The following is a 23,039-nucleotide window of genomic DNA, read 5'->3' on the forward strand; positions in this document are numbered from 1 at the left end:
TTTTATTGTTAACGACTTGGTCTAAAGATGAAACGCTTGTGAGTTGTTTTATTTGATACCTTGAGTATGAGTATGAGTATTAGGAAAAGGACTTCATAAATGAAAAGTACCATTGGTTTAGTTATGATGTTGGTTGCGATGGGAGCATTCTTTATCAGTGCCTTTTTGGCGGATTCTGTGCTGATGGGTATCTCTATTTTTTTGTTTTTGATCGGTCTGATTTTCTATTTTTTCTACAACAGATCTACAGAGGTCGAAGACTGCGATACCTCAGTACATATTGAAGTTCTAACTGAAAGAGCTGAATTGCATGTTGAAGATGAGTGGAAGAAACGTGACAAGATGAAGGGCTCTGATGCCTTCTCTGGGCCCGATGATTCGCGTCACTAATTTGCTATTCCTATGCTCGATCAGTCTTTCTTAACAGGCTCAGCCAAATTGATCGGCAACGCGGTGGTGTGCTTCACTTCATCCAACACAAACAGGGTTTGTGCTTCTCTCACCTCAGGGAAGCTTCTAAGTGTTTTTAACACAAAGTGTGAGAGTTCTTTGCTGAAACGAAAAGAGGTCCAAGAATTATGAGGAGCAATAAGCGGCCCTCTATTAGGAAGAGGGCTCTAAGAGTGGTTTTATTGCGCAAAGGCTGCGGTCGAACCAAAACACTCCGATGTGGATTTCTCCTTATCAATTGGCACTGCAATCAACCAAGAACGAAGATCTCGTATCACTGTGTAGCCGCACTTTTCATCAACGGGATATCCCCGATAGACGGACTGCTGCAAGCCATTATTGACGATATAGGTGTAGTGTTTGGGTTGCGTTTCTTGTCGATACTCCCCCGTTAACTCCTGCTTAGCGATGTGCAAAGAAAGCGAGAGGAGGCGCTTCATTTGCAGTTCGAGCCTTTCGATGTCGGTATCGAGATGAAAGTCATCTGGCAGTAATTGATGATCAAAAACACTAATCAAGTTTTGATAGACAATGACGTCTTTGCTTGTTTTTGCTTCACTCAAACTGCTTGGCACTGCGATGACTGACTTCATGGAGAGTACTTTTTTCTGTGGGTCACTGAAAAAAGTGGGCTTAAATTGAATCGAATTGTCGATCTCGGCTGCAAAAATGTCACTATCGCCAACAAGTGTGCTCAGTTTCCATTTTTCAGTAGCAGATATCAGGCTTTGGATGCTTTTATTCGCAGACGATTGAGCCTCGGCGAGTTTACTATCTCGTGCCGAATCTATCACTGCAGCATGAGTCGCTACTTGAGCAATCAAGCCAACCAGCCCTGCATCCGCCATATACAGCATTGAACCTGCCTCAATTGCATCATTACCATCATGTAGCCCCAGGAAAGTAACTTTATCTTCGCCAGGAACTGCAAAAATTATGCGGTTTTCTGGTAAGTAATTCCCTTCAATCTCGTTAAGGTGCTGTGTGTCTGTGACCTGCTTGGATGAAGACTGACATCCAAGCAACACCAACGACAAGAAAATGAGGGCGACTATCCTCAATAGCATCTCTTTACCTACTTAACTAGATGATTGTTTAATGTCGTTTTGACATTCTGCGTGGCTTGGTAGTAGGAAGTAGTAACGCTGGGGAATGCTGGTGGCTCATCCCATTCACCTTGTGGCTGAACTCTCTCGTCAAACTCTAGGAACTGTACCAAGCGATTGTTAGTCAGATCGACAGTATAGAGAATGCCAGCTACGTGACCCTGAGGATCTGTTGTTGGGAAGTAACTATTAAAGCCTCGGTATGCGCCGTGTCGGTAAATTGAGAGTACAGAGAGGAAATCAGTACCTAATTGTTCTTTCAGGCTTGTAAAGTCTTTCTTGGCGAAGCCAAGACCACCATCGAATGATTTGAGGCTATCGAAGTCAATTTGACTCACTTCAACGACGTCTCCAGCAAGACCATTAAGATTAGCTAATACGGTTTCTTTAATATCGCTAAGTTCATCGGTGGATATGGTTGCTTCTAAGTGAGAGTCTAATGTTTGTGTTAGACCAGCGGCAACGCCATAACATAATAAACAGCTAGCACCAAAAATATGCGTGGTTGCTTTGTCAGGGTTTGGACCGGCATAAAAGAAAGATACTGAACTATTGCTTGTTATTGGACTATTAGCGTCAAGTGTCACAGTGGGTTGTGGTGTCGCCGCACAACCCGTTAGCAAGAGTAAGCCAAGCACTAAGAAGGGTGTTTTTATTCCAGCGAAAAAATCTCTCATTATCAATCCTTGAATATATAGTTTCTGCCAACAAGACGTTTAGCGACTTTCCGTAACAGCCCGTTGTTGAAATCGCTTTTCTAACGTTTGTGTTTAGGTTGTCAGATAAATTTGTCTTTTTTTAAATAAAATGACTCCAAATATGAGAATTTAAAGGATTGCTTCTAAATTGATGGAACTTTATTAATTTGAAACATTGCTAGAAGAATCACCGCTTGTTGGGATTAGATTAGAATTGGCTTGAGCCCTGCTTTAAATATTTGGGCTCAACTGGCGAAAGATAATTCCTAAAAAGCTCCAAGATAGAGCGTGCGCTGCGTTGGGGTTACCGTTTCTTAACCGGCTCCGCCAGATTAATCGGCAGGGCCGTAGTGTGTTTCACTTCATCCAGCACAAACAGGGTTTGCGCTTCTCTCACTTCAGGAAAGCTTCTCAGTGTCTTTAACACAAAGTGCGAGAGTTCTTTGTTGGTTCTGGCGACAACTTTCATCAGGTGGTCGTAGGGACCAGAAAGGGAATAGCACTCCAGGATCAGCGGGTGATCTTTGACGGCTGATTTAAACAAATCAAACGCCGCTTCGCTTTTCTGGTCGATGCTGGCCTGAACAAAAGCAGTTACACCAAACCCTGCCTCTTCGGCATCAAGCATTGCGCCATAACCTTTAATCACACCGGAATCTTCAAGGCTCTTTGTACGTCGTAGGCAGGTTGATTCTGACATATCAGTAGCTTTGGCGAGTTCCACAATCGTCATGCGTCCGTTTTCTTGAAGCTGTGAGAGTATCTTTTTGTCCTGATTGGTGAGCATGACGATTTCCTTCACTATGACGTTCTTAATTGAATGATAACACCATAAAACTTCGTCTCAAGGATGACTTTGACGGCATTCTCCACCTGTTCTTGGGTAAGATTTAATCAGCCTCTTGCGCGTATAAGGAGAATGCAATGTCGAACGAAAAGTTCTTTCATGTTGGCGAACTGAGCAGTGAACAGCCGGCCACCACGCAATACCAACAATCTACTTTTTCGAAAGCCCGTCATCCGGAACCGTATCGCTTTGAAGTGAACTTAAGCGCTGAGGCAGGAGACATGCAGAAAAAGACGGGGGTGGTTTCCGTCAATATTCCGGGTTTTAGTCCGGTAAAGCTCTATTGCGATGAACAGCCGCCTGTTGGTAATGACACGGCTCCGCCACCGTTGGCATTCTTTTCAGCGGGCATCGGCTTTTGTTTGATGACTCACCTGACGGATATTCTCACTGCCCGCAAAATTCAGGTGGATTCCTTAAAGCTTGAACAACGCATTGTGTTCAGAACCAATCTTGGTCATATGCGTGATCATGGTTACATGACGGACGGCGGCTGCGATATTGTCGAAACGCACGTGATTATCGAAAGCCCTGAGCCGGAAGAGAGAATTAAAGATCTGCTGGATGAAGCAGAAAACGGCTGCATGGCGCACTTTGCCCTGAGAAATCCCATCCCTTGGTCGACGCGCTTGGTTTACAACGGCAAAGAGGCCATCAGCCGCTCGGGCGAGTAGATTTGGATATATTAGAAATGAGCCCAAAAGAAGGGCTGCCAATTTGGCAGCCTTTCTTGTTGTATATGGCCCGGAATTCATCACTCAATCGCTGCGATGCATTCCACCTCTACTTTCGCACCCAGTGCCAATCCGTTTGCACCAATTGCGCTTCTTGCTGGATATTTGTCTGAAAAGTAGGTTCTGTAGATATCGTTGAAAGTATTCCACTCAGACATGTCGGCGAGCAATACGGTACATTTGACAAGATTGCTCATGTTATAGCCGTTAGCGTTAAGCGACGTTTTGATGTTCTCCATCGTTTGTCGTGACTCAGCTTCTATGCCACCGGGAGCCAAGGTTAACGTGCCGGGCAAAATGCCGATCTGCCCAGACAAATAAATGGTGTTACCAACTCGCACCGCCTCAGAAAAGGGCAGATGTGTGGGAAGCACGGTGCCAGAGTTTAGAAATTCAATGCCTTTGTGACGCTTTGCGAATGAGGGTTGCGTGGCGAGAATACTGAAACAGAGGGTAAATAGGATGAAGATGTTTCGCATATTGGTTTCCTTACTTTTGATGATATAGAGGTGGGCGTCGTTGATAGTGAATGTGAAAACTGACGCCTGAATGAACCCCATCTTTGTTTAAAATCGTGGATAGCAAGCATAGTGACGGGAAATGTGTCGGGATCGGATGCAGGTGTTTTTAGTGAGGGCATTAAAGAATGCAGAGCATGTCCTTGTAACGAAAAACCAACTCTTAGCTTTCTAACAGGCTTTGCCTTTTTTACAGTCTATATCGGAATACCCCAATAGCCCCATCATCCCTAACCTTGAAAAGGTCTTTAGGATGCTGGGGTTACCCGTTTTGTTGATTTCCCTCCCAAAAAGTCTGCCTGTCTTCTTATGCCTTAGACATGGGATTGTAAGAAACCGTTGAACACTAGTCCTTCTTTTGTAAGCAGTATGAGGGGCTAACCCCCGAATTTCCCTAAAAAAATAATGCTTATTTATGATTGAATTTTGCGTGCCTATTTGGTCTGGCTTGTCTTATTTGTTGCTGATGCCACAAGGTATTGGAAAATAGCTGGATGAGGTTATGTTTTCCAGTTTGGCAATAGAGGACGTGACCAAAAAAGCGTTAAGAAAAATCGACAAGCCGGATTGGTACTTTCCTCAAATACTCATTAAGTCGCTGTGAGTTTCATATGGACTGCTTCATTAGTGAGAACTAATGGATGATGTCGTTTGATTAGAGTGGAACTGTCGACATGAGCATTCATGTCGAACGAAGAGATCCCAATAAACAGGACAGAGGTTAGGACAATGGCAACAATAGTAGGTACGAACAACGATGAAACGTTGAACGGCACTGACTCGCATGACTGTATCTATGCATACGATGGCGATGACATCATCTACAGCGGCAATGGCGTCGATTACATCTACGCAGGAAACGGCAATGATTCCGTTTTCGGTGGCGCGGATTGTGATGTGGTATACGGCGGCTGGGGTAACGACAACATCTATGGCTTTGGTGGTAATGACTACCTATATGGTGAATGTGGTAACGACCAAATCAAAGGCGGTGATGGTAACGACTGCATAGATGGTGGCTCCGGTGACGATATCCTGTTTGGGGATAACGGCAATGACTACATGGTTGGCGGCGACGGCAATGACAACATGTACGGCGGTGAAGGTTGCGACACATTACTGGGTGGTAATGGTGATGACCATATCCAGGGCGGCGGCGGCACTGATTACATTGATGGCGGCGCAGGTAATGATTACATCTGGGGGCTGGAAGATAACGATATCATCCTAGGTGGTTGTGGCGATGACATCGCGTTCGGCCAGGGTGGTGACGATAAAATCTGGGGTGGTTACGGCCATGATATGTTGTTTGGCCAAGATGGTAATGACCAACTTATCGGTGGTTGCGGTAACGACAAACTCGAAGGTGGTGATGGTTGCGACAAACTCTGGGGTGAGTGGGGCAACGATGACATTTGGGCAGGCAATGGTGACGATTGGCTGATCGGCGGTTGTGGTAATGACATCCTCGCGGCTTCTGCAGGTAATGATGAGCTGTGGGGCGGTTCGGGCTGCGATTTGTTCTTCTTCGATGCCAATGATGATACCAACAACGTTTGGGACTTCTGCTACTGGCAAGACACCATCCAGATTGACAACAGCCTGGCGACGTCGACCTCTGACATTAGCGTTTCTGTCGGCTGGGATGGCACGCACCTTGGCTTTGCAGACGGTACCGAAGTGGTTCTTAAAGGCTGGTGTTACGGCTTGAACTACGTCAATGTGGAGTTCGTCACTGGCCTGTATGACGTTTAATGCACTTTTTAGGCTCTGTTGACTGAACAACCACTCAGTTAATCTATCGTTAAAGGCTCTGAGAGTGGATCTCAGAGCCTTTGTTTTTCCACTTTCATTGTTAACCCATCCGCAGAACGACGGTCTATCCATCAGCGTTGGTTTCACTCGCTGCCCTCATTAGTTAGCGTGTGTTGCAGGAAAAATGGATAAGGAAGCCACTATGTCTCTCGCACTCGAACACTTACAAGAGACCGTGCGCCGCTATTATGCGATTGATGAAGCATCAATGCAGGCGTTCATGGCCTGCTGCAAGGTCAAAAGCATCGGCAAAGGGGAGGCGCTTTACGATATCGCGCAAACTCCCACGCATTTTGCTTTTCTTCACAAAGGTCTGATGCGCGCATTTTTGCTGGATGAAGAGGGCAACGAATACAACAAGAACTTCTTTGATGAAGGCAGGTTTCCCGGTTGCATGAGTGCGCTGCTTCAGCAAGCGCCAAGCCGGATTGCCATTCAGGCTTTAGAGCCTTGTGAACTGGTCGAAATCGACTTCCAACATTTTCGTGCCGCGTTGTTTACGCATCCGGATTTAATGCGTTTTCATATTCACTATTTGGAGAAGCACTGGCTTTTGGAAAAGGAGCCGAAGGAAATCAGTTATCTTGAGCATGAAGCCAAAGACAGATATCAGGCGTTTCTGACCGACTTTCCTGTAATCGCCCCCAGATTGCCGCAATACCACATCGCTAGTTACCTCGGCATTACCCCCACTCAGCTGAGCAGAATTAGAAAACAAATTTACTATACCCAAGCGACCTGAAGATGCTCGCATTGAGGGCCCCCCTTCAGGCGAGTTGACTGACGCCGTGCTGTTTGTTGTCCCTTTTTGATGGAGATGACTACACCCGCAAAGGAACGCCGCGATCACAACGCCAGTCAATCTCGCTGAAAGAAGAGAGGGTTACTAAGAAAAAGCTGACACTGAGTATGAGCAAGATATTTCGCATTATAGCCTCCTAATAATCACTGATTTGTCATTTGGCGATGTCAGGTCGTTTGGGTATAGATAGCCAGTTAAGAGACGAGAGATCATCGGACGTTGGATGCGGAAGGTTACAGTTTTAAGGTGAGACTGTGTGTTCAATCAAACTCCAGTGTTTAAGCGCCCGCCGGCAAATTTTGTATAGTCAATATTACCTGCAAACCAAGATTTGCTTTTCCTAACTTTTTCTCATTTAAAATTCCCAATCCCCATTGGTGAATACTTTACTTATTATTGGATGGGATGTATTCCCTTATTTCTTGTCTCCTATCTTAATTCTCCAGTATTAAATGTTCATTATAATATTTACAATTAATTTATATGAATTATTTGCCACGATGTATGGATAGCTAGTCTTTGTATTTTTTATATGCGTTTATGGATCTTTGGTCTCCGGCTATGATGTTTCAATGACTCTCATGATTAACCATGTTTAATTTTATTAATATCAATGCTTTATGCTCTATTTTTTTGAGTTAGGCTACAGGTATTTAAGAAGGTTATTCATGTTATTTGCTATTTTAATTGGATTAGATAATTAGCGGAATGTAGTCTCTTTTTTCATCTTGGTGAATATCAAGATTTATAATATCTATAAGACTGTTTCACAAACTCTAAGCAAAGGAGAATGCTAGTGGTAAGCATTGTGAGAGATCTAAAATCAAAAAGTAAAACGGAGAAAATAATGTATTACGTTGGGCTACCTTTAGCGATGGTAGTCCTGGCGATCTTTTATTCTATTCCAACCCCGGAAGGCATTAGTTTTGAAGGTAAGATGTCTCTGGGTATTTTCTTATTCGCACTCATCTTATGGGTTACTGAATCCCTGCCCAATTACGCAGTTTCTATGATATCTATCGCACTGTTGTCGATATTGGGCGGGTGGGCAGAAAAAAATGCGCTAGGTACGATGGGGTACGGTGTCATTTGGTTGATGATATCAGCGTTCATCATTACATCTGGTATGGAGAAGAGTGGGCTTGCTAAGCGCATAGCGCTAGCTATCATCACGCGTTTTGGTAAAACCTGGAAATCTATGCTGCTCTCATTAATGGCAGCAAACTTCACTATCGCGTTTATCGTTCCTTCTACAACTGCACGTGCAGCAATGCTTTTACCGATTGTGCTGTTAATTGCAAAAGCCTTCAATGTAGAAAGTGGAAATAAGAACTTAGGTAAACTCCTCTCCATTCAAGGTTTACAAGCTAATAATATTTCGACTTCTGCGATTGTCACAGCCACAGCTCCTCAAATTCTTGCGATCGGTTTGATGAAGGAACTTACGGGTTCTTCTGTGTCATGGGGTGAATGGTTTATTGCCTCTGCGCCTATCGCGGTCCTAACGCTTATCGCTTCTTTCTTTATCGGTATTTTCCTCTTTAAACCAAATGGCGTTGCTAAGGCAGGGGGGGAAGAAATAAAAGAAATTAACAGACAGTATCTTGAATTGGGCCCAGTATCACTGGATGAAAAGAAAGCCGCTTCTATTTTTTTCGTTACCATTTTCTTATGGGCGACAGATAAATGGCACATGGACTTATTCGGTTTTCAGATCAGTCTCGTCATGGTTGCTGTTATCTCGGCATCAATTTTTTTCATGCCTTATGTTGGCATACTGACATGGAAAGAAGCGAAGATTCCATGGAACTTGATGGTGTTTGCTGCTGGTGCTTATGCTGTGGGCGTCTCTCTTAGTGAAACGGGTGTGGCTTCATGGGCATTGGGCAGTATTTTCAGCCACTTTGGTGTGAAAGATATGAGCTTCACCATGCTGTACGCGGTTGTAATAGCGATATCGAGTTTCAGTCACTTTGTCTTTACCAGTAAAACCGTCCGGACCATTATTCTGATCCCAACGCTGATTGGGTTAGCAGAAAGTGCGGGTGTCCCACCTCTTATGCTGGCGCTGCCTGCGGCGTTTACCATCGCGGACACCATTACACTTCCGCCACACAGCAAAGCCAACCTGATTTACTACAGTACGGGCTATTTCTCAGTCAATAACCAGCTTACTTATGGTGTTTTAACCTTGTTGGCCAAATGGTGCTTGATGTTTGGAGCATCGTTTACCTGGTTCGCATATCTCGGCATCACACCATAGGAGGGTTGGTCATGTTAAAGCATTTATTGAAACTGAGTTTAAAGAATCTATCCCGTTTAAGTCTGGTAGGCGCTACGTTGGCTTTCTCGACAATGGCACTTGCTGAAAGCTTCGGAAGCATTGAGCAGTATCATGAAGTCATTTATCCCACCGGTACTGATGGAAAGATAATCACTGATGTCATCGCGATGCCTAACAATGAAGGATGGGTTTATCTGCCCGCATATAAGAAGGGGGCTTTGACGAATTACGAAGTGTTAGGCGGGACCTTGCTTGAAAAGCCGATCAAGCAGGCAATTCACGGCAGAGAGGCTATTTTGTACCGTTTCGAAGCAGATGGTCGCCCTATCGCGCTCACACAAACTTTCAACATAGAGAAGGTTTACAAAGAGAAGAAGGCGAAGCTTAAGTACAGTCATCCGGGGGGCGTTACCCGTGTCTCCTACACCTTTGTAAATACATCACCGTCAACCATTGAGAAGTTTTCTACCCAGTTTTCAGTACCAAAAGGCACAGAGCTCTATGGCGTGGTGACACCTAAATGGTCAAAGAAAAAGAAGACTTTTGAGATTGGTGAAAATGACGGCTGGAAAGAGGTGACCGTTGAGCGTTCTGGTTTATCCGCAGGGGAGGAAGTTGAACTCAAAGTGAGACTTTATCGACCATCTCCAGTGATTAAATGGGTACTTTGGAGCATCGTTATCCTGCTTTCGGCTGCTTTGTTATGGAAACGTAGAGACGTACTTTCAGAAAACAATGAGTCAGAATCTTCACTGCCAGAGGGGCAAAAATGAGCAAGCAAGCACTACTAATCATCGCCGATGGTATGGGAGATAATCCTATCTCATTACTAAATGGGCTGACACCGCTCGAATATGCGAGGACACCTAATTTAAAGGAGCTCGCATCCAAAGGTCTTTTTGGCAACGTCTATCCAGTAAAGCCCGGCGTTCCAGTTGGTACGGATGTTGGTCACCTGGCTATTTTTGGCTATGACCCTTACGAGGTGTATACGGGTAGAGGACCGATAGAAGCTTATGGTGCGGGTATTGACTTACTTCCGAGTGATATTGCGTTTCGTGGCAATTTCGCGACGGTTGATGATGAACTGACCGTGATCGATCGGCGTGCTGGCCGCATTAATCAAAATACGGATGAACTGGCCAATGCAATCGACGGCATTGTACTTTCCAATGGTGCCAGAGTGATTGCCCGTGCTCTAAGCGCACATAGAGTGGCGGTTGTTATTCGTGGTCAAAATCTTTCAGAGCATATCACTACCACGGATCCTGGTACTGCAAAAGAAGGTGAGCGGGTCCAGCAAAGCGTTGCGTTAGTTGAAGATAAAAATGCGCTCGAAACAGCCAGGATTATCAATGAGCTGACAGAGAAAATGTACTCAGTCTTGAGTCTTCATCCTGTGAATCAGCAGCGTATTCTAGACGGACTGCCACCTGCCAATATGATTTTGTTGAGAGGTATTGGCCGTGAAATTCAGGCCCCCAAAATGGCAGAGTCTTTTGGCATTCGTGGTGCTTGTGTGGCGGGTGACAGAACGGTGCTGGGTATTGCGAGAATGGCAGGTCTAGATGTATTCCATCAGGAAGGTTTTACAGCAGGCTATGATACTGATTACATTGGCAAAGCCGAACTGGCTGTCAGTAAACTGAAAGAGGGATACGACTGGGTTGTACTGCATGTGAAGGCTCCTGATTTGGCTGGTCACGACTGTCAGCCTATGACAAAGGTCTCCACAGCAATTAAGCTCGATATGATGGTTGGCCATATTCTTCAGCAGATAGATTTGGAACAGTGCTACATTGGATATACCAGTGATCATTCAACGCCTTGCGATAGGCGTGACCACTCTGGAGATCCGGTACCCACATTCTTCGCAGGCGGGAATGTGAGAAGTTTGCCCGTTGAAGACTTTGGCGAGAAATTTCTTGTTCATGGCGCGTTGAACAACCTCACAGCGATAGATTTTTTCCATATTCAGATGGATCACTTGGAGGCTGTTAGAAAACTCGGCGCATAATAAAAGCAGCATGACGGTGACAATGTGACTGTCATGCTGTTTCTCATCTTCGAGAGGGATCTACGGTGAGAATCGAGAATTTTGAGGCGTTTGTTAACATTGCTCGTTTGGGAAGTTTTACTCAGGCGGCTGAAGAGTGTTTTTGTACTCAAGCGACGATGTCCCAAAGGATTAAGAAGTTAGAAGATTATTATAAAGTCCAATTGCTTCACCGGGATGGTAGAGGCGTTGAACTGACTTTGGCGGGACAGCAAATTCTGCCTTATTGTGAAGCCATAATAGTTGCTCTTCGTGACTCAAAGAACGAGTTGTTAAACATTGACCAACTCTCTATTGGTGAGTTAAAAATCTGCAGTTCCAATACTCCCGGAACCTATATTCTTCCTCAGGTCTTATCCAGCTTTCATCTCAGGTTCCCAGGCATTGAACTGGAGTCCCAGATAAAGTACGCAAAGGATGTGATCAGTGAGATCTCCTTTGGATCAGAGTGTGAGTTGGGGTTTGTCTCTCAGCCTGCTGATGTGGGCGTTGATGATAAGAAATTGAAGTTTGAGCCTATTCTAAGAGATGGTCTTGCGGTCATTGTGTCACCTCAGCACCCTATGGTGAGAGCCAAATGGGTGGGTAAACATTCCATTTCTTTAGATGATCTTCAAGGTCAGACACTGCTGACTTCTAATCGAAAGAGCTCTACGGTCAAAAATCTGGAGACAACCAGCGGCAAAAGCATGGACTTTAAGCAAGTGGTGGCGCTGGGTAGCATGGAGGCCGTGAAAAAATCAGTAGAACTGAATGCCGGTATTGCTATTGCCTCTCACTTTCTGGTTCAGGATGAAGTGTCTTCTGGGAGACTGCTTTCTTTTTCTATCGAAGATGTCACCGTTTATCGTTTCGTTATGTTGGTACACCGCAGAACAGTTAGCCTATCTCCCACAGCCCGCGCATTTGTAGAATACCTCAAAAAAGACTTAGCGAAGATGTACCCGACGCTCTGTTGCGATTTGGATCATCGGCGAGCCGCAAATCTAGTCTGACTTTTTGGTCTTTGCTACAACCTGACAGAGGGGTCAAAATATTTCGCTCAGGCAAGACGGAGAAGTGTAAGCGGAGACTCAGTGCTTCTACTAATGAATTGTAAGGTATGAATTTCCATACATTTTAAAACACTGAAAATTTAGTACGCCCTCAGTTCATGCAATCAAAAGAAAATGAATAAGGATATTCTTATGCCCCCTTCGCTCGAACACTTACAAGAGACGGTGCGCTGCTATTATGCGATTCGAAGCATCAATGCAGGCGCTCATGGCCTGCTGCAAGGTGACAAGCATTGGTAAAGGACGCTTTACGATATCGCGCAAACTCCCACGCATTTTGCTTTTCTTCACAAAGGTCTGATGCTCGCTTTCAGGTTGTTTGGGTATAAATCAACATATGTAAAGGCGTCTGGTTTCGGCATTGCGTAATCTCTATCCATCAACGCAAGGAGAGACAGAGATGAACGTATTAGAAGCATTGAATTGGCGCTACGCCGTCAACCAGTTTTCAGAACAAACACTCAGCCAGGAAGCTATCGATGGCCTTATCGAAAGTGTTCGTTTAGCCCCTTCTTCATACGGCGTTCAACCGTTTAAATTGCTGGTGGTTGAAAACCCGGCGTTGAAACAAGCTTGCTTAGCGCACAGTTATGGCCAGCAGAAAGTCGCTGATAATTCTCACCTTCTGGTTCTGGCACACAAGACCTCGCTCAATGAGGCAGACATTGAAGACTTCATTGAACAGCTAGCTGCCAACCAGAACCGTCCAGCGTCAGACTTACGCGCTTATCAAGATCAAATTGCCAGCAGCTTGCTGGGACTTAGCCAACCACAACAGGCAGCGTGGGCGGCGCAGCAATGCTTTATCGCATTGGGAACATTGGTCAGCCACGCTGCCGTTGAACAGATTGATGCTTGCCCGATGACAGGATTTGATTCAGCAGGGCTCAACGAAGTGTTGGAGCTGGATAAGCAAGGGCTGAACGCTGTGATTATTTGTCCTGTTGGCGTGCGTTCGGGCACTGACCGCACAGCGAATCGCCCCAAGTTTCGTTTGTCCCGTGACCAACTGGTAGAAACGTTATGAGCAGCTTAACGCTAATGGCACTTACCGCCGGTGGCTGCATTGCCATTCAGGCGGCGATGAATGCGCAATTGGGTCAAATGCTTGGTAACAGCTGGCTCGCAACCAGCTATGCCTTCCTGACCAGTTTTGTTCTCGTGAGCCTCGCTGTTGCGGTGCTTTACAACGCGGGTGGGATTTCGGCCTCAAACACAGGTCTGGATTGGGAAAAGCTGACCCAGATCCCTTGGTATCTCTGGTTGTCCTGTGTATTCAGTGTGATAGGTGTGGGTAGCTTGTATTTTCTTATCCCTAAAATGGGGGTAGGGAACCTGATGAGTTACTCGCTGGCAGGGCAAATCATTATTGCCATGTTGCTGAGTCACTTTGGCGCATTCGACAGCCCAATCAAGTCGATCTCAGCGATAAAACTATTCGGTGCTGCATTGCTGGTGCTGGGTATTGTATTAATCAATAAGGACTTTTCATGAACGCTGCGTTGCAAGCCAACCTCGATAATTTGAATCTCTACTGGCAGGCGCTGGGTGCTAAGCAGGAGGGAGAACTGTTTGTTCATCCCAGCTGGCCCAATAAGCGCTGGAGTCCCGGCTTGAGTCTCCATGGTGTGAGTTTCTCTTCTGGGCAAAGAGCATCAACGGTAGATGAGTTGGATGCAAAATGTCTTCAACTGCTTAGCGCTCAGCACGGCCTCAAGTTGTCAGTGGCGATGCAATTGGTGGTGATGACTTACGAATTACCGCAAGACGCAGAGTTCGAGTTCGGAAAAGAGATTGAGCGGGTATCGACGCCAAAGCAAGTCACTGACTGGACTGTCGCCTGTTCAAAGGCTTTCAACTATGTGATTGATGAAGCGGTGATTCAGCACCTTAACGCCGACAACAACAGCCATATTTTTGCGCTGTACAAAGAAGGTGAAGTCGCGGGCACTGTGATTCTCTACAAAACGGGAAACACCTTGGGTATTCATCAACTGGGGACACTGAGAGAGTTCAGGAAGATGGGTGTGGCCTCTTCGCTGATGCAACATAGTCTGGCACTGGCTAAAGAACTCGGCTGCGAATATGTCGCCCTTCAGGCATCTAAAGCGGGACTGCCACTTTATGAACAATTGGGTTTTCAGCAACTCGCGATGTTAACCAGCGTATTGGCGGAGTAACCGCCAGAAAAGAAAAAGGAGCCATTCGGCTCCTTTTTTTGTTCCAGCAACAGGGATTAGCTGTTGTAGGTGGTCGATACAGTGTCGCCGCCTTTACCTGTCCAATTGGTGTGGAAGAATTCACCACGTGGACGGTCAGTACGCTCATAAGTGTGCGCACCGAAGTAGTCGCGCTGTGCTTGCAGCATGTTCGCTGGCAGGCGAGCAGTTGTGTAACCATCAAGGAAGGTCAACGCAGAAGACAGGCCTGGTGATGGCAGACCGATTTCGAAGGTCTTCGCCACGACTTTACGCCATGAGCCCATGCAATCTTCCAGGATGTTCTTGAAGTACTCGTCAGAGCCCAGGAATTTCAGCTCTGGGTTCGCTTCGTATGCATCACGGATGTTACCCAGGAACGCACTGCGGATAATACAGCCACCACGCCACAACAGGGCAACGTTTCCGTAGTTCAGATCCCAGTTATATTGCTCTGACGCTTCGCGGATCAGCATAAAGCCTTGTGCGTAAGAGATGATTTTCGCCGCCAGCAGTGCTTTACGCAGTGCTTCCAGCCAAACTTCGCGGTCGCCTTCTACTGGGCCAATCTTGTGTTGGAACAGAGCAGCGGCTTCTTCACGCTCTTCTTTACGTGCAGACAGAGCGCGTGCAAATACAGATTCAGTGATCAGCGTCAGTGGAATACCGAAGTCCAGTGCATTGATGCCTGTCCACTTACCAGTGCCTTTCTGGCCTGCGGTATCAAGGATTTTCTCCAGTACGATGTCACCGTCTTCGTCGCGGTAGCCCACGATTTCAGAGCTGATTTCCATCAGGTAGCTGTCCAGCTCGGTCTTGTTCCATGCAGTCATGGTCGCCTGCATTTCATCGTGGTTCATGCCCAGACCTTCTTTCATGAAGTGGTAAGCTTCACTGATAAGCTGCATGTCGCCGTATTCGATACCGTTGTGAACCATTTTCACGAAGTGGCCTGCACCTTCACGGCCAACCCAGTCACAGCATGCTTCGCCGCTGTCGGTCTTCGCTGAAATAGCTTGGAAGATAGGCTTCACTGCTGGCCAACCCGCTGGGTTACCACCGGGCATGATTGAAGGTCCGAAACGTGCACCTTCTTCGCCGCCTGAAACGCCAGCGCCGATGAATACCAGACCTTTTTCTTCCAGATCTTTCATGCGGCGTGTGCTGTCTGGGTAGTTAGAGTTACCGCCATCGATAATGATGTCGCCTTCGTCCAGTAAAGGAGTCAGGGCGTCGATAAACTGATCAACAACATCACCCGCACGTACCATCAGCATCACCTTGCGTGGTTTTTCCAGCTTCTCAACCAGATCTTCCAGTGAGTATGCGCCAATGATGTTGGTACCTTTTGCTGCGCCTTCAAGGAACTCGTCAACTTTTGACGTCGTGCGGTTGTAAGCAACCACTTTGAAACCGTTGTCGTTCATGTTCAGGATAAGGTTCTGGCCCATTACCGCCAGACCAATTACGCCGATATCGCCTTTCATTTCTATAAACTCCTTACGCCAATGCCTTCGCGGCAGCAGCATCTAAATACCATTCAGTTGTGCCATGTGTTGATTGAATATGCGCTGCCGGATAAGGCAGGTTTGCGTCGGCGTTTTCACCGTGAATCGCATCAATCATTTCTGCTTTGCCCGCACCCAGTACCAGGTAGCTGATGCGATCAGCATTGTTTAGCAGACATGCACTTTTCGATACGCGCAGCTGTCCTGATTGCGGGTGCGCCGCAATCACAGTCAGTGCAGGTTCATCGTAGTCAGTTTGACCTGGGAAAAGGGACGCAGTGTGGCCGTCGTCGCCCATACCAAGCAAGATCCAGTCAAATGCAGGCAAGCCGTTTTTCTCTGGCACTTCTGCTTTGATTTCGTCAGCCAATCGCTTAGCTTCTTGCTCTGCATTGTCTTCACCACGAATGCGATGAATGTTCTCAGCAGGGATCTCGATGTGGCTGAACAGCAGGGTGTTGGCTTCGCCGTAGTTGCTTTCAGCATCATCCGGTGCCACGCAGCGCTCATCACCCCACCAGAAGTGGAGGTTTTGCCATTGAATGCTGTTCGCCCATTCTGGCTGTGCCAGCAGTTTGAACAGTAGCTTCGGTGTGCTGCCACCAGAGAGTGAGATATGAACGGGACGTCCTTGTTCACTCAGGCTTTTCATCGACGACGCAAGTTCTAGCACCACGGCGTCTGCATTATCTAAAATGCGGAATTCCTTCATTTCACAGCTCGCAATATTCTGTATTGGTTAGGTTCTTACATGGATAGCGCCACTCGCGTCCATCGCGTTTTAGCAGCGCATCCGCTTTTTCTGGGCCCCAGGTGCCTGCGGCATAACCGAACAGCACATCTGGATCTTCCTTGTAGCGCAGAATGGGTTCAACAAACTCCCAACATGCTTTCACTGCGTCAGAGCGCGCAAACAGCGTCGAGTCGCCTTTTACGGCATCCAACAGTAAGCGCTCGTAGGCGGTCAGAAGCTGTGCTTCTTGCAGGTTCTGGTAGTGGAATTCCATTGAGACTTCTTTGGCCTCGAAGCCAGCGCCTGGTTTTTTCAGGCCGAAGCTCATCAGAATGCCTTCATCTGGCTGAATGCGGATGATGAGTTTGTTCTCAGGTGCATTGGCACCAAACACTGGGTGAGGGGTTTTCTTGAAGTGAATAACCACTTCGGTCACACGTGTTGGCAAGCGCTTTCCTGTACGTACATAGAAAGGCACGCCGTTCCAGCGCCAGGTGTCGACAAACATCTTCAAGCCGATGTAAGTCTCGGTACGTGAATCTTCGGCCACGCCCGGCTCTTCGCGATAGCCTAGTAGCTTCTCGCCGCGAACGTTGGAGCCTGTGTACTGACCAAGCACCAGATTGTTCTTCAGGTCATCGTCACTCAGTGGACGGAAGCTCTGCATAACCTTGGTGACTTCATCTCGAATGGAGTCGGAGCGAATGGCCGCTGGTGGCTCCATCGCAACCATGCCAAGCACCTGAAGCAGGTGGTTTTGCAGCATGTCGCGCACTGCGCCTGAGCCGTCGTAGTAACCGCCACGACCTTCTACACCTAAGAACTCAGCGCCCGTGATTTCAACGTAATCAATGAAGTTGCGGTTCCACAGCGGCTCAAACATGCCGTTAGAGAAGCGGAATACCAGCAGGTTCTGAACCGTCTCTTTACCCAGATAGTGGTCGATGTGGTACAGCTGCTTTTCGTTGAAATTACGGTGGAGTTTCTTATCCAGCTCTTCTGCAGATGCAGTGTCATAGCCGAAAGGCTTTTCAACAATCAGGCGTTTCCAGCCGTTGGATTGGTCGTGCAAATTGTGGTCTGCCAGACACTCTGGAATGACGCCATAAAGGCTTGGCGGCGTCGCCAGATAGTAGAGATTGTTGTTGCCGGTGTGGTGCTTATCGCTCAGTTCGTCCAGGCGGGTAACCAGTTTGCTGTATTCGCTGGACTCAGCAGGATTGATAGGAAGGTAGTATAGGTGTTGGCTAAAACGCGCGAGAACGGCTTCATCCACCTTCTCATTTTCTCTTAAAAACGCGGCGAGTTTGTCGCGGAAAGCGTCGTCGGAGTAGTCGGTGCGGCTAACGCCAAGAATCGTAAAGTTCTCTGGCATCATGCCATTTGCATAAAGGTGATAGAGGGCTGGGATCAGCTTGCGCTTAGCAAGATCACCGGAAGCACCAAAAATCACAATATTGTTGTTTTCTTTCGCCATTTGGATTTCCCTGCGATGGGCGATTAATCAGTCTCGAATGGAGAAACGTGCCCAAGGTCGTGAGGCCAATAAAATACCAGCATTTTCCCCAAAATATGATTGTTTCTTCCTATCTTTTTAATAGGCAGTGCCTTTAACGCTTCATTTGTGTACGAACTTGGGGGAATGTGTATGAGTTTACGTTCATATCTTGTGAGCTTGGTTCCCAAGTCGTCGGCTTGAACTTTAGGCTGAAACCTCTCTACTTCCACGTTCATTATTCTCGTTGATAGTTATGATTTTCACTTAGTTTTGAGAATTCGCCCATTTTAACTGCCTTTGTATTCCGTTAGCGTAGCCAACAAAAGGGATTGGAGTGTGATATGGAAATCTGGTACATAGGGTGCGTTTTTTTAGTTGTGGTATTTTTCTACGTTTCACGGTACCAAAAGCGAAAGGCACAGCGGGTATTCATTGGCACATACCGTTTCAACAAAGCGATCAAAACAAAGGTTCACCAGCGTTATCCCCACCTGACTGATGAAAATCTATCCCTAGTTATCGATGGTTTGAAAGAATATTTCTTTCTTTGTCATGAGGGTAATAAACGCATGGTCGCGATGCCTTCACAGGTTGTGGATGTCGCTTGGCATGAGTTCATTTTGTTCACTAGAGAATACAAAGGATTTTGTGACAAAGCATTTGACCGGTTTCTGCACCATACGCCCACCGAAGCGATGGTGACACCAACGATGGCTTTGGACGGTATTAAACGGGCATGGCGATTATCTTGCGCTCGTGAAGGTATCAATTCCGCGAACCCATCAAAGCTTCCGCTCCTTTTCGACATAGACTCAAGGCTAAATATTGACGATGGCTTTAAGTACTCGCTCGACTGCCAGAAGAGCAACTCAAATACCTACTGTGCCAGTCACATTGGCTGTTCTTCTGGCTGCGGGGGTGGAATGGGTTGCTCAGGAGATGGTGGTGGCTGTGGTGGCGGGGGAGACTGACCAGACATGATTTTAGCGCTCTCCTCTGCAATAAACCTTTACAGACTATTGTCTCGATAACGCGTTTTACATTTCACTCCTGACTATTCACTAATGCTTTGAGGGTCATGGTGCAAATCGCTGCATCTACCCGAATCCCATCTTCGTCTTCAGAAAACAGGTGAAAGAAGAAACCTGATCATTTAGGACAAAAGAGGATTTTAGGATGAAAAAGCTAGTGGTGTTGATGGCAGTGTTTCTGTTGTCAGCGTGTGGATTTGAGGCGACGCAAACGTATCACTTAACCTTGAGTGGCAGTCAGGCAGTGCCGCTCAATGATTCAGAGCTTTCTACAAAGGCGCGTGTTCAGCTTGATGAAAAACGTAAAAAGCTTCGGGCCAGACTGTATATCGATGATATCGAAGGATTCAAGTTTGCCCATATTCACAACGGCGGAATAGGGGAAACTGGCGGTGTGGAATACACCTTTGAAGCGCCTAAAAAGCACAAATGGAAACACGGTGAAAAGCGCTATTTAGTGGTTCGTGAGAACGGCTTAAGCTATGCCGAAATGGAAGCGCTGAAGAACGGCGATTGGTACATCAATGTTCACACCGAAGCGGTGCCTTCCGGCGAAGTGCGCGCGCAAATTGTGCCGAAGACTATCACTATTCTCTCCTTCAAAGCGGATGGCAGCCAACAGGTGCCGTCTGTAGCGACTGATGCCAGTGGACAAGGGTATCTGGCTTATAACAGCGTCGAAGAAACGCTGAATCTAAGGGTGAATTCGCAGGGCATTGAAGATGCAGTCGCAGCCCATATCCATACTGGTCGCGTTGGCAGCAATGGCGGCGTGCTGGTGGTGTTGGATCAAAACGCGGAGGATCCCAATGTGTGGACGGCGCCTGAAGACACGTCACTAAGCGCAGAAACGTTTGAAGACATGCTTTCAGGCGCCTTTTACACCAATTTCCACACGCCAGCGAACCCACCCGGCGAAATCCGTGGGCAGATTTTCTCGCCTGACTATTCCATTTACACTTTCCCACTGTCGGGTGATCAGGAAGTTCCGCCTGTTACGACAGACGCGAGCGGTGATGGTTATGCCTTGCTGAATGATGTAAACGGTCACCTGGATTTAAGAGTGGTTACCCGAGGTGTCGAAGATGCAGTGGCGGCACATATCCACCAAGGTATCACTGGCACCAACGGTGGCGTTGTGGTTGGTTTGGAGCAAAGCGTTGATGGCGTTAGCGTATGGCAAACGCCGGTAGACACCACCTTGACCGACGAACAAAAAGCGATGTTTCAATCAGTCGGGCACTACGTGAATGTGCATACACCTGCGGTTGGAAGTGGTGAGATCAGGGGGCAGATCGAACCTTAGCTTTTCTCGGGGGGTACCTAGACAAAGCGGTGCTGAAGCACCGCTTTGTTCTACTCTACATCTTGGCTTTTTCACTGATCCTTCTTCCTAACCCTACTGCATACACAGGGCTTCTTGCTTCTAGAGTAGAAATTTCTGAAGGAGAAATACCCTTCGGATCAGTGCTAATACAAAAAAAATTTTGCCAAATAGGTGCTCTGTAATACTGGTAGTCGGCGGAAGAAACGAAACTTTTAATTGGGCTGATTTGGAAAATATACGTGAATCTAGCTTGGGAATAAGCCTTTATTCCATTGCGATAATTAGTACTCCAAAAAACTATTAACTACTGCAGTATTATGGATGGAAGCTCGTTTGGTTTTGTTAATTGACAAGGGTTATGTAAAAAAATATCGAAGATTGAGGCTCATCTCGAGCCTCAAAGAAAAAGCTAATAGTGGCGTAATTGGTTATTAGCCTTAAGGTTTCGATTTACTGAGATAGCATTAACTTTTGAGCAACGAGAAATCCTAAGTTTGACTTTCCTGATATCCATAGGTTCCCATCATTGTCAACATGAAGCCCTGAAGCAATTGATAGACTGCTAGGAAGAAAAAACTCTTGAACTTCAGAATTGTCCTTATTCGCTATAGTTAGATAATTTACGCAGTTATCTACACAGTCTTTCTTGCTCCGCTCGACATAGATATAGTTACCTGAATCCATTTTTAAGGCTGACACCAAGAATCGATTTTCTTCTTCATTTTCGTGATCAAACCAACTTGGGCGTGGGATTGGTTCTATTTCGACCATGATATCATTGTTACTAGAGTCTTTTTCAAATCTTCTTCCGCATCTATTTAGTATGATATCTTCAGTAGACAAAATCTCATTGCATTCATAGGAGTAAGGATATTCTATACTGTTGATGTCTTGTTCCTCTATATTTCCCTCTCGGAACCTGACTATGGTGTTCTTACGTGACTCGGTTATACCTGAAAATATATCTCCATCAAGGCTCGTCAAACTAATCCTTCTAACTTCCGATGTCGATATCTCAGAGTTCCTTTTTATCTCATTACCAGTTGATATTTTTATTTCTGTCAGATGTGAATCGCTATACGATTGATTGGTGTAAGATAAAAACAAGCTGTCATTTTTAAATAACGCATCACTTGGTGAAGGAACACTGTTGATATACTCTATTGTAATAGATTCTTGTGGTGAATTTAGATTAGGAGTCAGCTTATAAAGTGCGCTTCGGTCGTCAGATGATCTCAGGTAAAATATTTGACCTGAGCCATCATCGACATGAATCTTTCCGAGTTTTTCGAAAATAGAGGTTCGTAACGGTATTATTACTGTCTCACCACCATTAACTGGCTTTATCATTAGGTTTCTATTAGTTTCAGAACTAGAGCCATAATATATAAAGGCGTTGTAAAATCGACTGTATGTTAAATGGTTGTCTTCATCATATCGGCCAACCAACGCTTTTGGGAGTTCTGAGCTAATTGTTGAAAGCTGTTCACTCTCGAACATCACCGAAATTAATATATTGTCCGAATTTGAGCCAAAGCAGTAATCGGCATAACATAGGTTAACTGATAAAGTATACCCCTGATCCATCGTATAGTAAGACATTGTATTTAGGCTTTCGATAGTAACAGGACATGTTGCTTCAGTCCTGTCAGAGTTGAAAGGACACTGGATCACTGAAAATGAAGCATCTCCAGAAAATTCCACATAGGAGTTTGAGCTTCTGTGAGAATTTTCTATCGGTATTTTTATATCAAATACCATCTCAGTTGGGTCATCGATTCTCCGTTTCACGGTATACGAGCGTATTGTACTACTTGAGATGGTAGGGAGCGTCGTGTTCACATTGAGAGTAATGTCGAAAGGAGAACCTTCTATCGTGCTGTTACAGTTCTCATCATAACAAAAGTACAGTGTGAGCACTTCCTTGTAGTCACCTCCAGGATTTGACTCAGGCAAGTAGTAGTCAAAGCTAACGTTAGACTCTCCTCCAAGGACAATTGATAGTGATAAGTTGCTAATTCCTGATGAAGAACCAAAGTTACTTCCCACGTACAAATAAACTTCACTTGTAGATTCAGGTATTGATACTTCTATTGGTAGATTGAAGGAGGCATATCGGTTCTCAGCTGTTACATATAGATCAATTTCTGATTGAAGAGGTAAAATACCTGAACTTGAACCGTTATTATCTGCTCCCCCTCCTGAACCAGAACCTCCACCGCAACTAACAACCAGCAAAACAGAGAATAGAGTTAAAACTAGATTTTTCATGACTGCCAACTTCCATGATTCTGGTGAGACTTTCTTGCTAACCAATGAGCTTTTATTAGAATTCCCTTGTCTAATTGGATGCTACTAAATGCCCATCAGCTTGAATGA

At 46.0% G+C, this 23,039-nt stretch carries 22 protein-coding genes; 13 read left to right on the forward strand and 9 right to left on the reverse strand.

What is annotated here, in order from left to right:
- The first annotated feature begins 99 nt into the window (after nucleotides 1–99).
- Nucleotides 100–390, forward strand: a complete 291-nt coding sequence (locus tag QL223_RS14730) for a hypothetical protein (protein WP_002541620.1) — start codon at nucleotides 100–102, stop codon at nucleotides 388–390.
- 20 nt (nucleotides 391–410) lie between these two features.
- Here QL223_RS14730 and QL223_RS14735 read toward each other — a convergent pair whose 3' ends face one another.
- The 4 genes from QL223_RS14735 to QL223_RS14750 form a co-directional block, all read right to left on the reverse strand.
- Nucleotides 411–533: a hypothetical protein gene (locus QL223_RS14735; RefSeq protein ID WP_002541621.1), complete on the reverse strand. Its 123-nt coding sequence runs from the start codon at nucleotides 531–533 to the stop codon at nucleotides 411–413.
- A gap of 96 nt (nucleotides 534–629) precedes the next feature.
- Complete coding sequence (locus QL223_RS14740) at nucleotides 630–1,511, reverse strand: hypothetical protein (protein ID WP_002541622.1); 882 nt, start codon at nucleotides 1,509–1,511, stop codon at nucleotides 630–632.
- Between the two features lie 14 nt (nucleotides 1,512–1,525).
- Nucleotides 1,526–2,233 (reverse strand): hypothetical protein, encoded by a 708-nt coding sequence (locus QL223_RS14745; RefSeq protein ID WP_281545150.1) that lies wholly within the window; start codon nucleotides 2,231–2,233, stop codon nucleotides 1,526–1,528.
- A 325-nt stretch (nucleotides 2,234–2,558) separates the two neighbouring features.
- Nucleotides 2,559–3,041: an Lrp/AsnC family transcriptional regulator gene (locus QL223_RS14750; protein ID WP_281545151.1), complete on the reverse strand. Its 483-nt coding sequence runs from the start codon at nucleotides 3,039–3,041 to the stop codon at nucleotides 2,559–2,561.
- A 137-nt stretch (nucleotides 3,042–3,178) separates the two neighbouring features.
- Here QL223_RS14750 and QL223_RS14755 point away from each other — a divergent pair, with 137 nt between their 5' ends.
- Nucleotides 3,179–3,775, forward strand: coding sequence for an OsmC family protein (locus tag QL223_RS14755; RefSeq protein ID WP_281545152.1), 597 nt, complete (start codon nucleotides 3,179–3,181; stop codon nucleotides 3,773–3,775).
- Nucleotides 3,776–3,855: 80 nt separating this feature from the next.
- On the opposite strand, the gene QL223_RS14760 is transcribed toward QL223_RS14755, so the two are convergent.
- Complete coding sequence (locus QL223_RS14760; protein ID WP_281545153.1) at nucleotides 3,856–4,314, reverse strand: RidA family protein; 459 nt, start codon at nucleotides 4,312–4,314, stop codon at nucleotides 3,856–3,858.
- Nucleotides 4,315–5,082: 768 nt separating this feature from the next.
- Here QL223_RS14760 and QL223_RS14765 point away from each other — a divergent pair.
- The 9 genes from QL223_RS14765 (at nucleotide 5,083) to QL223_RS14805 (ending at nucleotide 14,545) form a co-directional block, all read left to right on the forward strand.
- On the forward strand, nucleotides 5,083–6,108 hold the full coding sequence (locus tag QL223_RS14765; protein ID WP_002541627.1) for a calcium-binding protein: 1,026 nt from the start codon (nucleotides 5,083–5,085) through the stop codon (nucleotides 6,106–6,108).
- 202 nt (nucleotides 6,109–6,310) lie between these two features.
- Entirely contained in the window at nucleotides 6,311–6,910 is a 600-nt protein-coding gene (locus QL223_RS14770) for a Crp/Fnr family transcriptional regulator (RefSeq protein ID WP_281545154.1), read from the forward strand.
- 907 nt (nucleotides 6,911–7,817) lie between these two features.
- On the forward strand, nucleotides 7,818–9,233 hold the full coding sequence (locus tag QL223_RS14775) for a DASS family sodium-coupled anion symporter (RefSeq protein WP_239644010.1): 1,416 nt from the start codon (nucleotides 7,818–7,820) through the stop codon (nucleotides 9,231–9,233).
- Between the two features lie 11 nt (nucleotides 9,234–9,244).
- Entirely contained in the window at nucleotides 9,245–10,027 is a 783-nt protein-coding gene (locus tag QL223_RS14780; protein ID WP_281545155.1) for a hypothetical protein, read from the forward strand.
- Nucleotides 10,024–11,271, forward strand: a complete 1,248-nt coding sequence (apgM, locus tag QL223_RS14785) for a 2,3-bisphosphoglycerate-independent phosphoglycerate mutase (protein WP_281545156.1) — start codon at nucleotides 10,024–10,026, stop codon at nucleotides 11,269–11,271. The genes QL223_RS14780 and apgM overlap by 4 nt, the downstream gene beginning before the upstream one ends.
- Before the next feature lie 65 nt (nucleotides 11,272–11,336).
- Nucleotides 11,337–12,305 carry a LysR family transcriptional regulator gene (locus tag QL223_RS14790; RefSeq protein ID WP_281545157.1) on the forward strand — a complete coding sequence of 323 codons (969 nt, stop codon included), beginning with the start codon at nucleotides 11,337–11,339 and terminating at the stop codon, nucleotides 12,303–12,305.
- 460 nt (nucleotides 12,306–12,765) lie between these two features.
- Nucleotides 12,766–13,392 carry a nitroreductase family protein gene (locus tag QL223_RS14795; RefSeq protein WP_281545158.1) on the forward strand — a complete coding sequence of 209 codons (627 nt, stop codon included), beginning with the start codon at nucleotides 12,766–12,768 and terminating at the stop codon, nucleotides 13,390–13,392.
- Nucleotides 13,389–13,859: a DMT family transporter gene (locus tag QL223_RS14800; RefSeq protein ID WP_281545159.1), complete on the forward strand. Its 471-nt coding sequence runs from the start codon at nucleotides 13,389–13,391 to the stop codon at nucleotides 13,857–13,859. The genes QL223_RS14795 and QL223_RS14800 overlap by 4 nt, the downstream gene beginning before the upstream one ends.
- Nucleotides 13,856–14,545 carry a GNAT family N-acetyltransferase gene (locus tag QL223_RS14805; protein ID WP_281545160.1) on the forward strand — a complete coding sequence of 230 codons (690 nt, stop codon included), beginning with the start codon at nucleotides 13,856–13,858 and terminating at the stop codon, nucleotides 14,543–14,545. Before QL223_RS14800 ends, QL223_RS14805 begins: the two co-directional genes overlap by 4 nt.
- A 56-nt stretch (nucleotides 14,546–14,601) precedes the next feature.
- Here QL223_RS14805 and gnd read toward each other — a convergent pair whose 3' ends face one another.
- Genes gnd through zwf form a run of 3 tightly spaced genes read right to left on the reverse strand, consistent with a single transcriptional unit; the run spans nucleotide 14,602 to nucleotide 18,281 of the window.
- The gene (gene gnd, locus QL223_RS14810; RefSeq protein WP_281545161.1) at nucleotides 14,602–16,050 is read right to left on the reverse strand and encodes a decarboxylating NADP(+)-dependent phosphogluconate dehydrogenase; all 1,449 of its coding nucleotides are present in this window, start codon (nucleotides 16,048–16,050) and stop codon (nucleotides 14,602–14,604) included.
- 13 nt (nucleotides 16,051–16,063) lie between these two features.
- Nucleotides 16,064–16,783, reverse strand: a complete 720-nt coding sequence (pgl, locus tag QL223_RS14815) for a 6-phosphogluconolactonase (RefSeq protein WP_281545162.1) — start codon at nucleotides 16,781–16,783, stop codon at nucleotides 16,064–16,066.
- A 1-nt stretch (nucleotide 16,784) separates the two neighbouring features.
- Nucleotides 16,785–18,281 carry a glucose-6-phosphate dehydrogenase gene (gene zwf / locus QL223_RS14820; protein WP_002541639.1) on the reverse strand — a complete coding sequence of 499 codons (1,497 nt, stop codon included), beginning with the start codon at nucleotides 18,279–18,281 and terminating at the stop codon, nucleotides 16,785–16,787.
- Nucleotides 18,282–18,643: 362 nt separating this feature from the next.
- Here zwf and QL223_RS14825 point away from each other — a divergent pair, with 362 nt between their 5' ends.
- Nucleotides 18,644–19,273 (forward strand): hypothetical protein, encoded by a 630-nt coding sequence (locus tag QL223_RS14825; protein ID WP_281545163.1) that lies wholly within the window; start codon nucleotides 18,644–18,646, stop codon nucleotides 19,271–19,273.
- A 205-nt stretch (nucleotides 19,274–19,478) separates the two neighbouring features.
- Nucleotides 19,479–20,639 carry a CHRD domain-containing protein gene (locus tag QL223_RS14830; protein WP_281545164.1) on the forward strand — a complete coding sequence of 387 codons (1,161 nt, stop codon included), beginning with the start codon at nucleotides 19,479–19,481 and terminating at the stop codon, nucleotides 20,637–20,639.
- A 471-nt stretch (nucleotides 20,640–21,110) separates the two neighbouring features.
- On the opposite strand, the gene QL223_RS14835 is transcribed toward QL223_RS14830, so the two are convergent.
- Entirely contained in the window at nucleotides 21,111–22,931 is a 1,821-nt protein-coding gene (locus QL223_RS14835) for a hypothetical protein (RefSeq protein ID WP_002541645.1), read from the reverse strand.
- Between the last annotated feature and the right edge of the window lie 108 nt (nucleotides 22,932–23,039).

The organism is Grimontia sp. SpTr1, from assembly GCF_947387585.1.
Lineage (GTDB): Bacteria > Pseudomonadota > Gammaproteobacteria > Enterobacterales > Vibrionaceae > Enterovibrio > Enterovibrio indicus.

Excerpts from the sequence above, each read along its gene's own strand:
- QL223_RS14730 (WP_002541620.1), top strand. The coding sequence starts at position 100 with ATGAAAAGTACCATTGGTTTAGTTATGATGTTGGTTGCGATGGGAGCA.
- QL223_RS14745 (WP_281545150.1), bottom strand. The coding sequence starts at position 2,233 with ATGAGAGATTTTTTCGCTGGAATAAAAACACCCTTCTTAGTGCTTGGC.
- QL223_RS14750 (WP_281545151.1), bottom strand. The coding sequence starts at position 3,041 with ATGCTCACCAATCAGGACAAAAAGATACTCTCACAGCTTCAAGAAAAC.
- QL223_RS14755 (WP_281545152.1), top strand. The coding sequence starts at position 3,179 with ATGTCGAACGAAAAGTTCTTTCATGTTGGCGAACTGAGCAGTGAACAG.
- QL223_RS14760 (WP_281545153.1), bottom strand. The coding sequence starts at position 4,314 with ATGCGAAACATCTTCATCCTATTTACCCTCTGTTTCAGTATTCTCGCC.
- QL223_RS14765 (WP_002541627.1), top strand. The coding sequence starts at position 5,083 with ATGGCAACAATAGTAGGTACGAACAACGATGAAACGTTGAACGGCACT.
- QL223_RS14770 (WP_281545154.1), top strand. The coding sequence starts at position 6,311 with ATGTCTCTCGCACTCGAACACTTACAAGAGACCGTGCGCCGCTATTAT.
- QL223_RS14775 (WP_239644010.1), top strand. The coding sequence starts at position 7,818 with ATGTATTACGTTGGGCTACCTTTAGCGATGGTAGTCCTGGCGATCTTT.
- QL223_RS14780 (WP_281545155.1), top strand. The coding sequence starts at position 9,245 with ATGTTAAAGCATTTATTGAAACTGAGTTTAAAGAATCTATCCCGTTTA.
- apgM (WP_281545156.1), top strand. The coding sequence starts at position 10,024 with ATGAGCAAGCAAGCACTACTAATCATCGCCGATGGTATGGGAGATAAT.
- QL223_RS14795 (WP_281545158.1), top strand. The coding sequence starts at position 12,766 with ATGAACGTATTAGAAGCATTGAATTGGCGCTACGCCGTCAACCAGTTT.
- QL223_RS14800 (WP_281545159.1), top strand. The coding sequence starts at position 13,389 with ATGAGCAGCTTAACGCTAATGGCACTTACCGCCGGTGGCTGCATTGCC.
- QL223_RS14805 (WP_281545160.1), top strand. The coding sequence starts at position 13,856 with ATGAACGCTGCGTTGCAAGCCAACCTCGATAATTTGAATCTCTACTGG.
- gnd (WP_281545161.1), bottom strand. The coding sequence starts at position 16,050 with ATGAAAGGCGATATCGGCGTAATTGGTCTGGCGGTAATGGGCCAGAAC.
- pgl (WP_281545162.1), bottom strand. The coding sequence starts at position 16,783 with ATGAAGGAATTCCGCATTTTAGATAATGCAGACGCCGTGGTGCTAGAA.
- zwf (WP_002541639.1), bottom strand. The coding sequence starts at position 18,281 with ATGGCGAAAGAAAACAACAATATTGTGATTTTTGGTGCTTCCGGTGAT.
- QL223_RS14825 (WP_281545163.1), top strand. The coding sequence starts at position 18,644 with ATGGAAATCTGGTACATAGGGTGCGTTTTTTTAGTTGTGGTATTTTTC.
- QL223_RS14830 (WP_281545164.1), top strand. The coding sequence starts at position 19,479 with ATGAAAAAGCTAGTGGTGTTGATGGCAGTGTTTCTGTTGTCAGCGTGT.
- QL223_RS14835 (WP_002541645.1), bottom strand. The coding sequence starts at position 22,931 with ATGAAAAATCTAGTTTTAACTCTATTCTCTGTTTTGCTGGTTGTTAGT.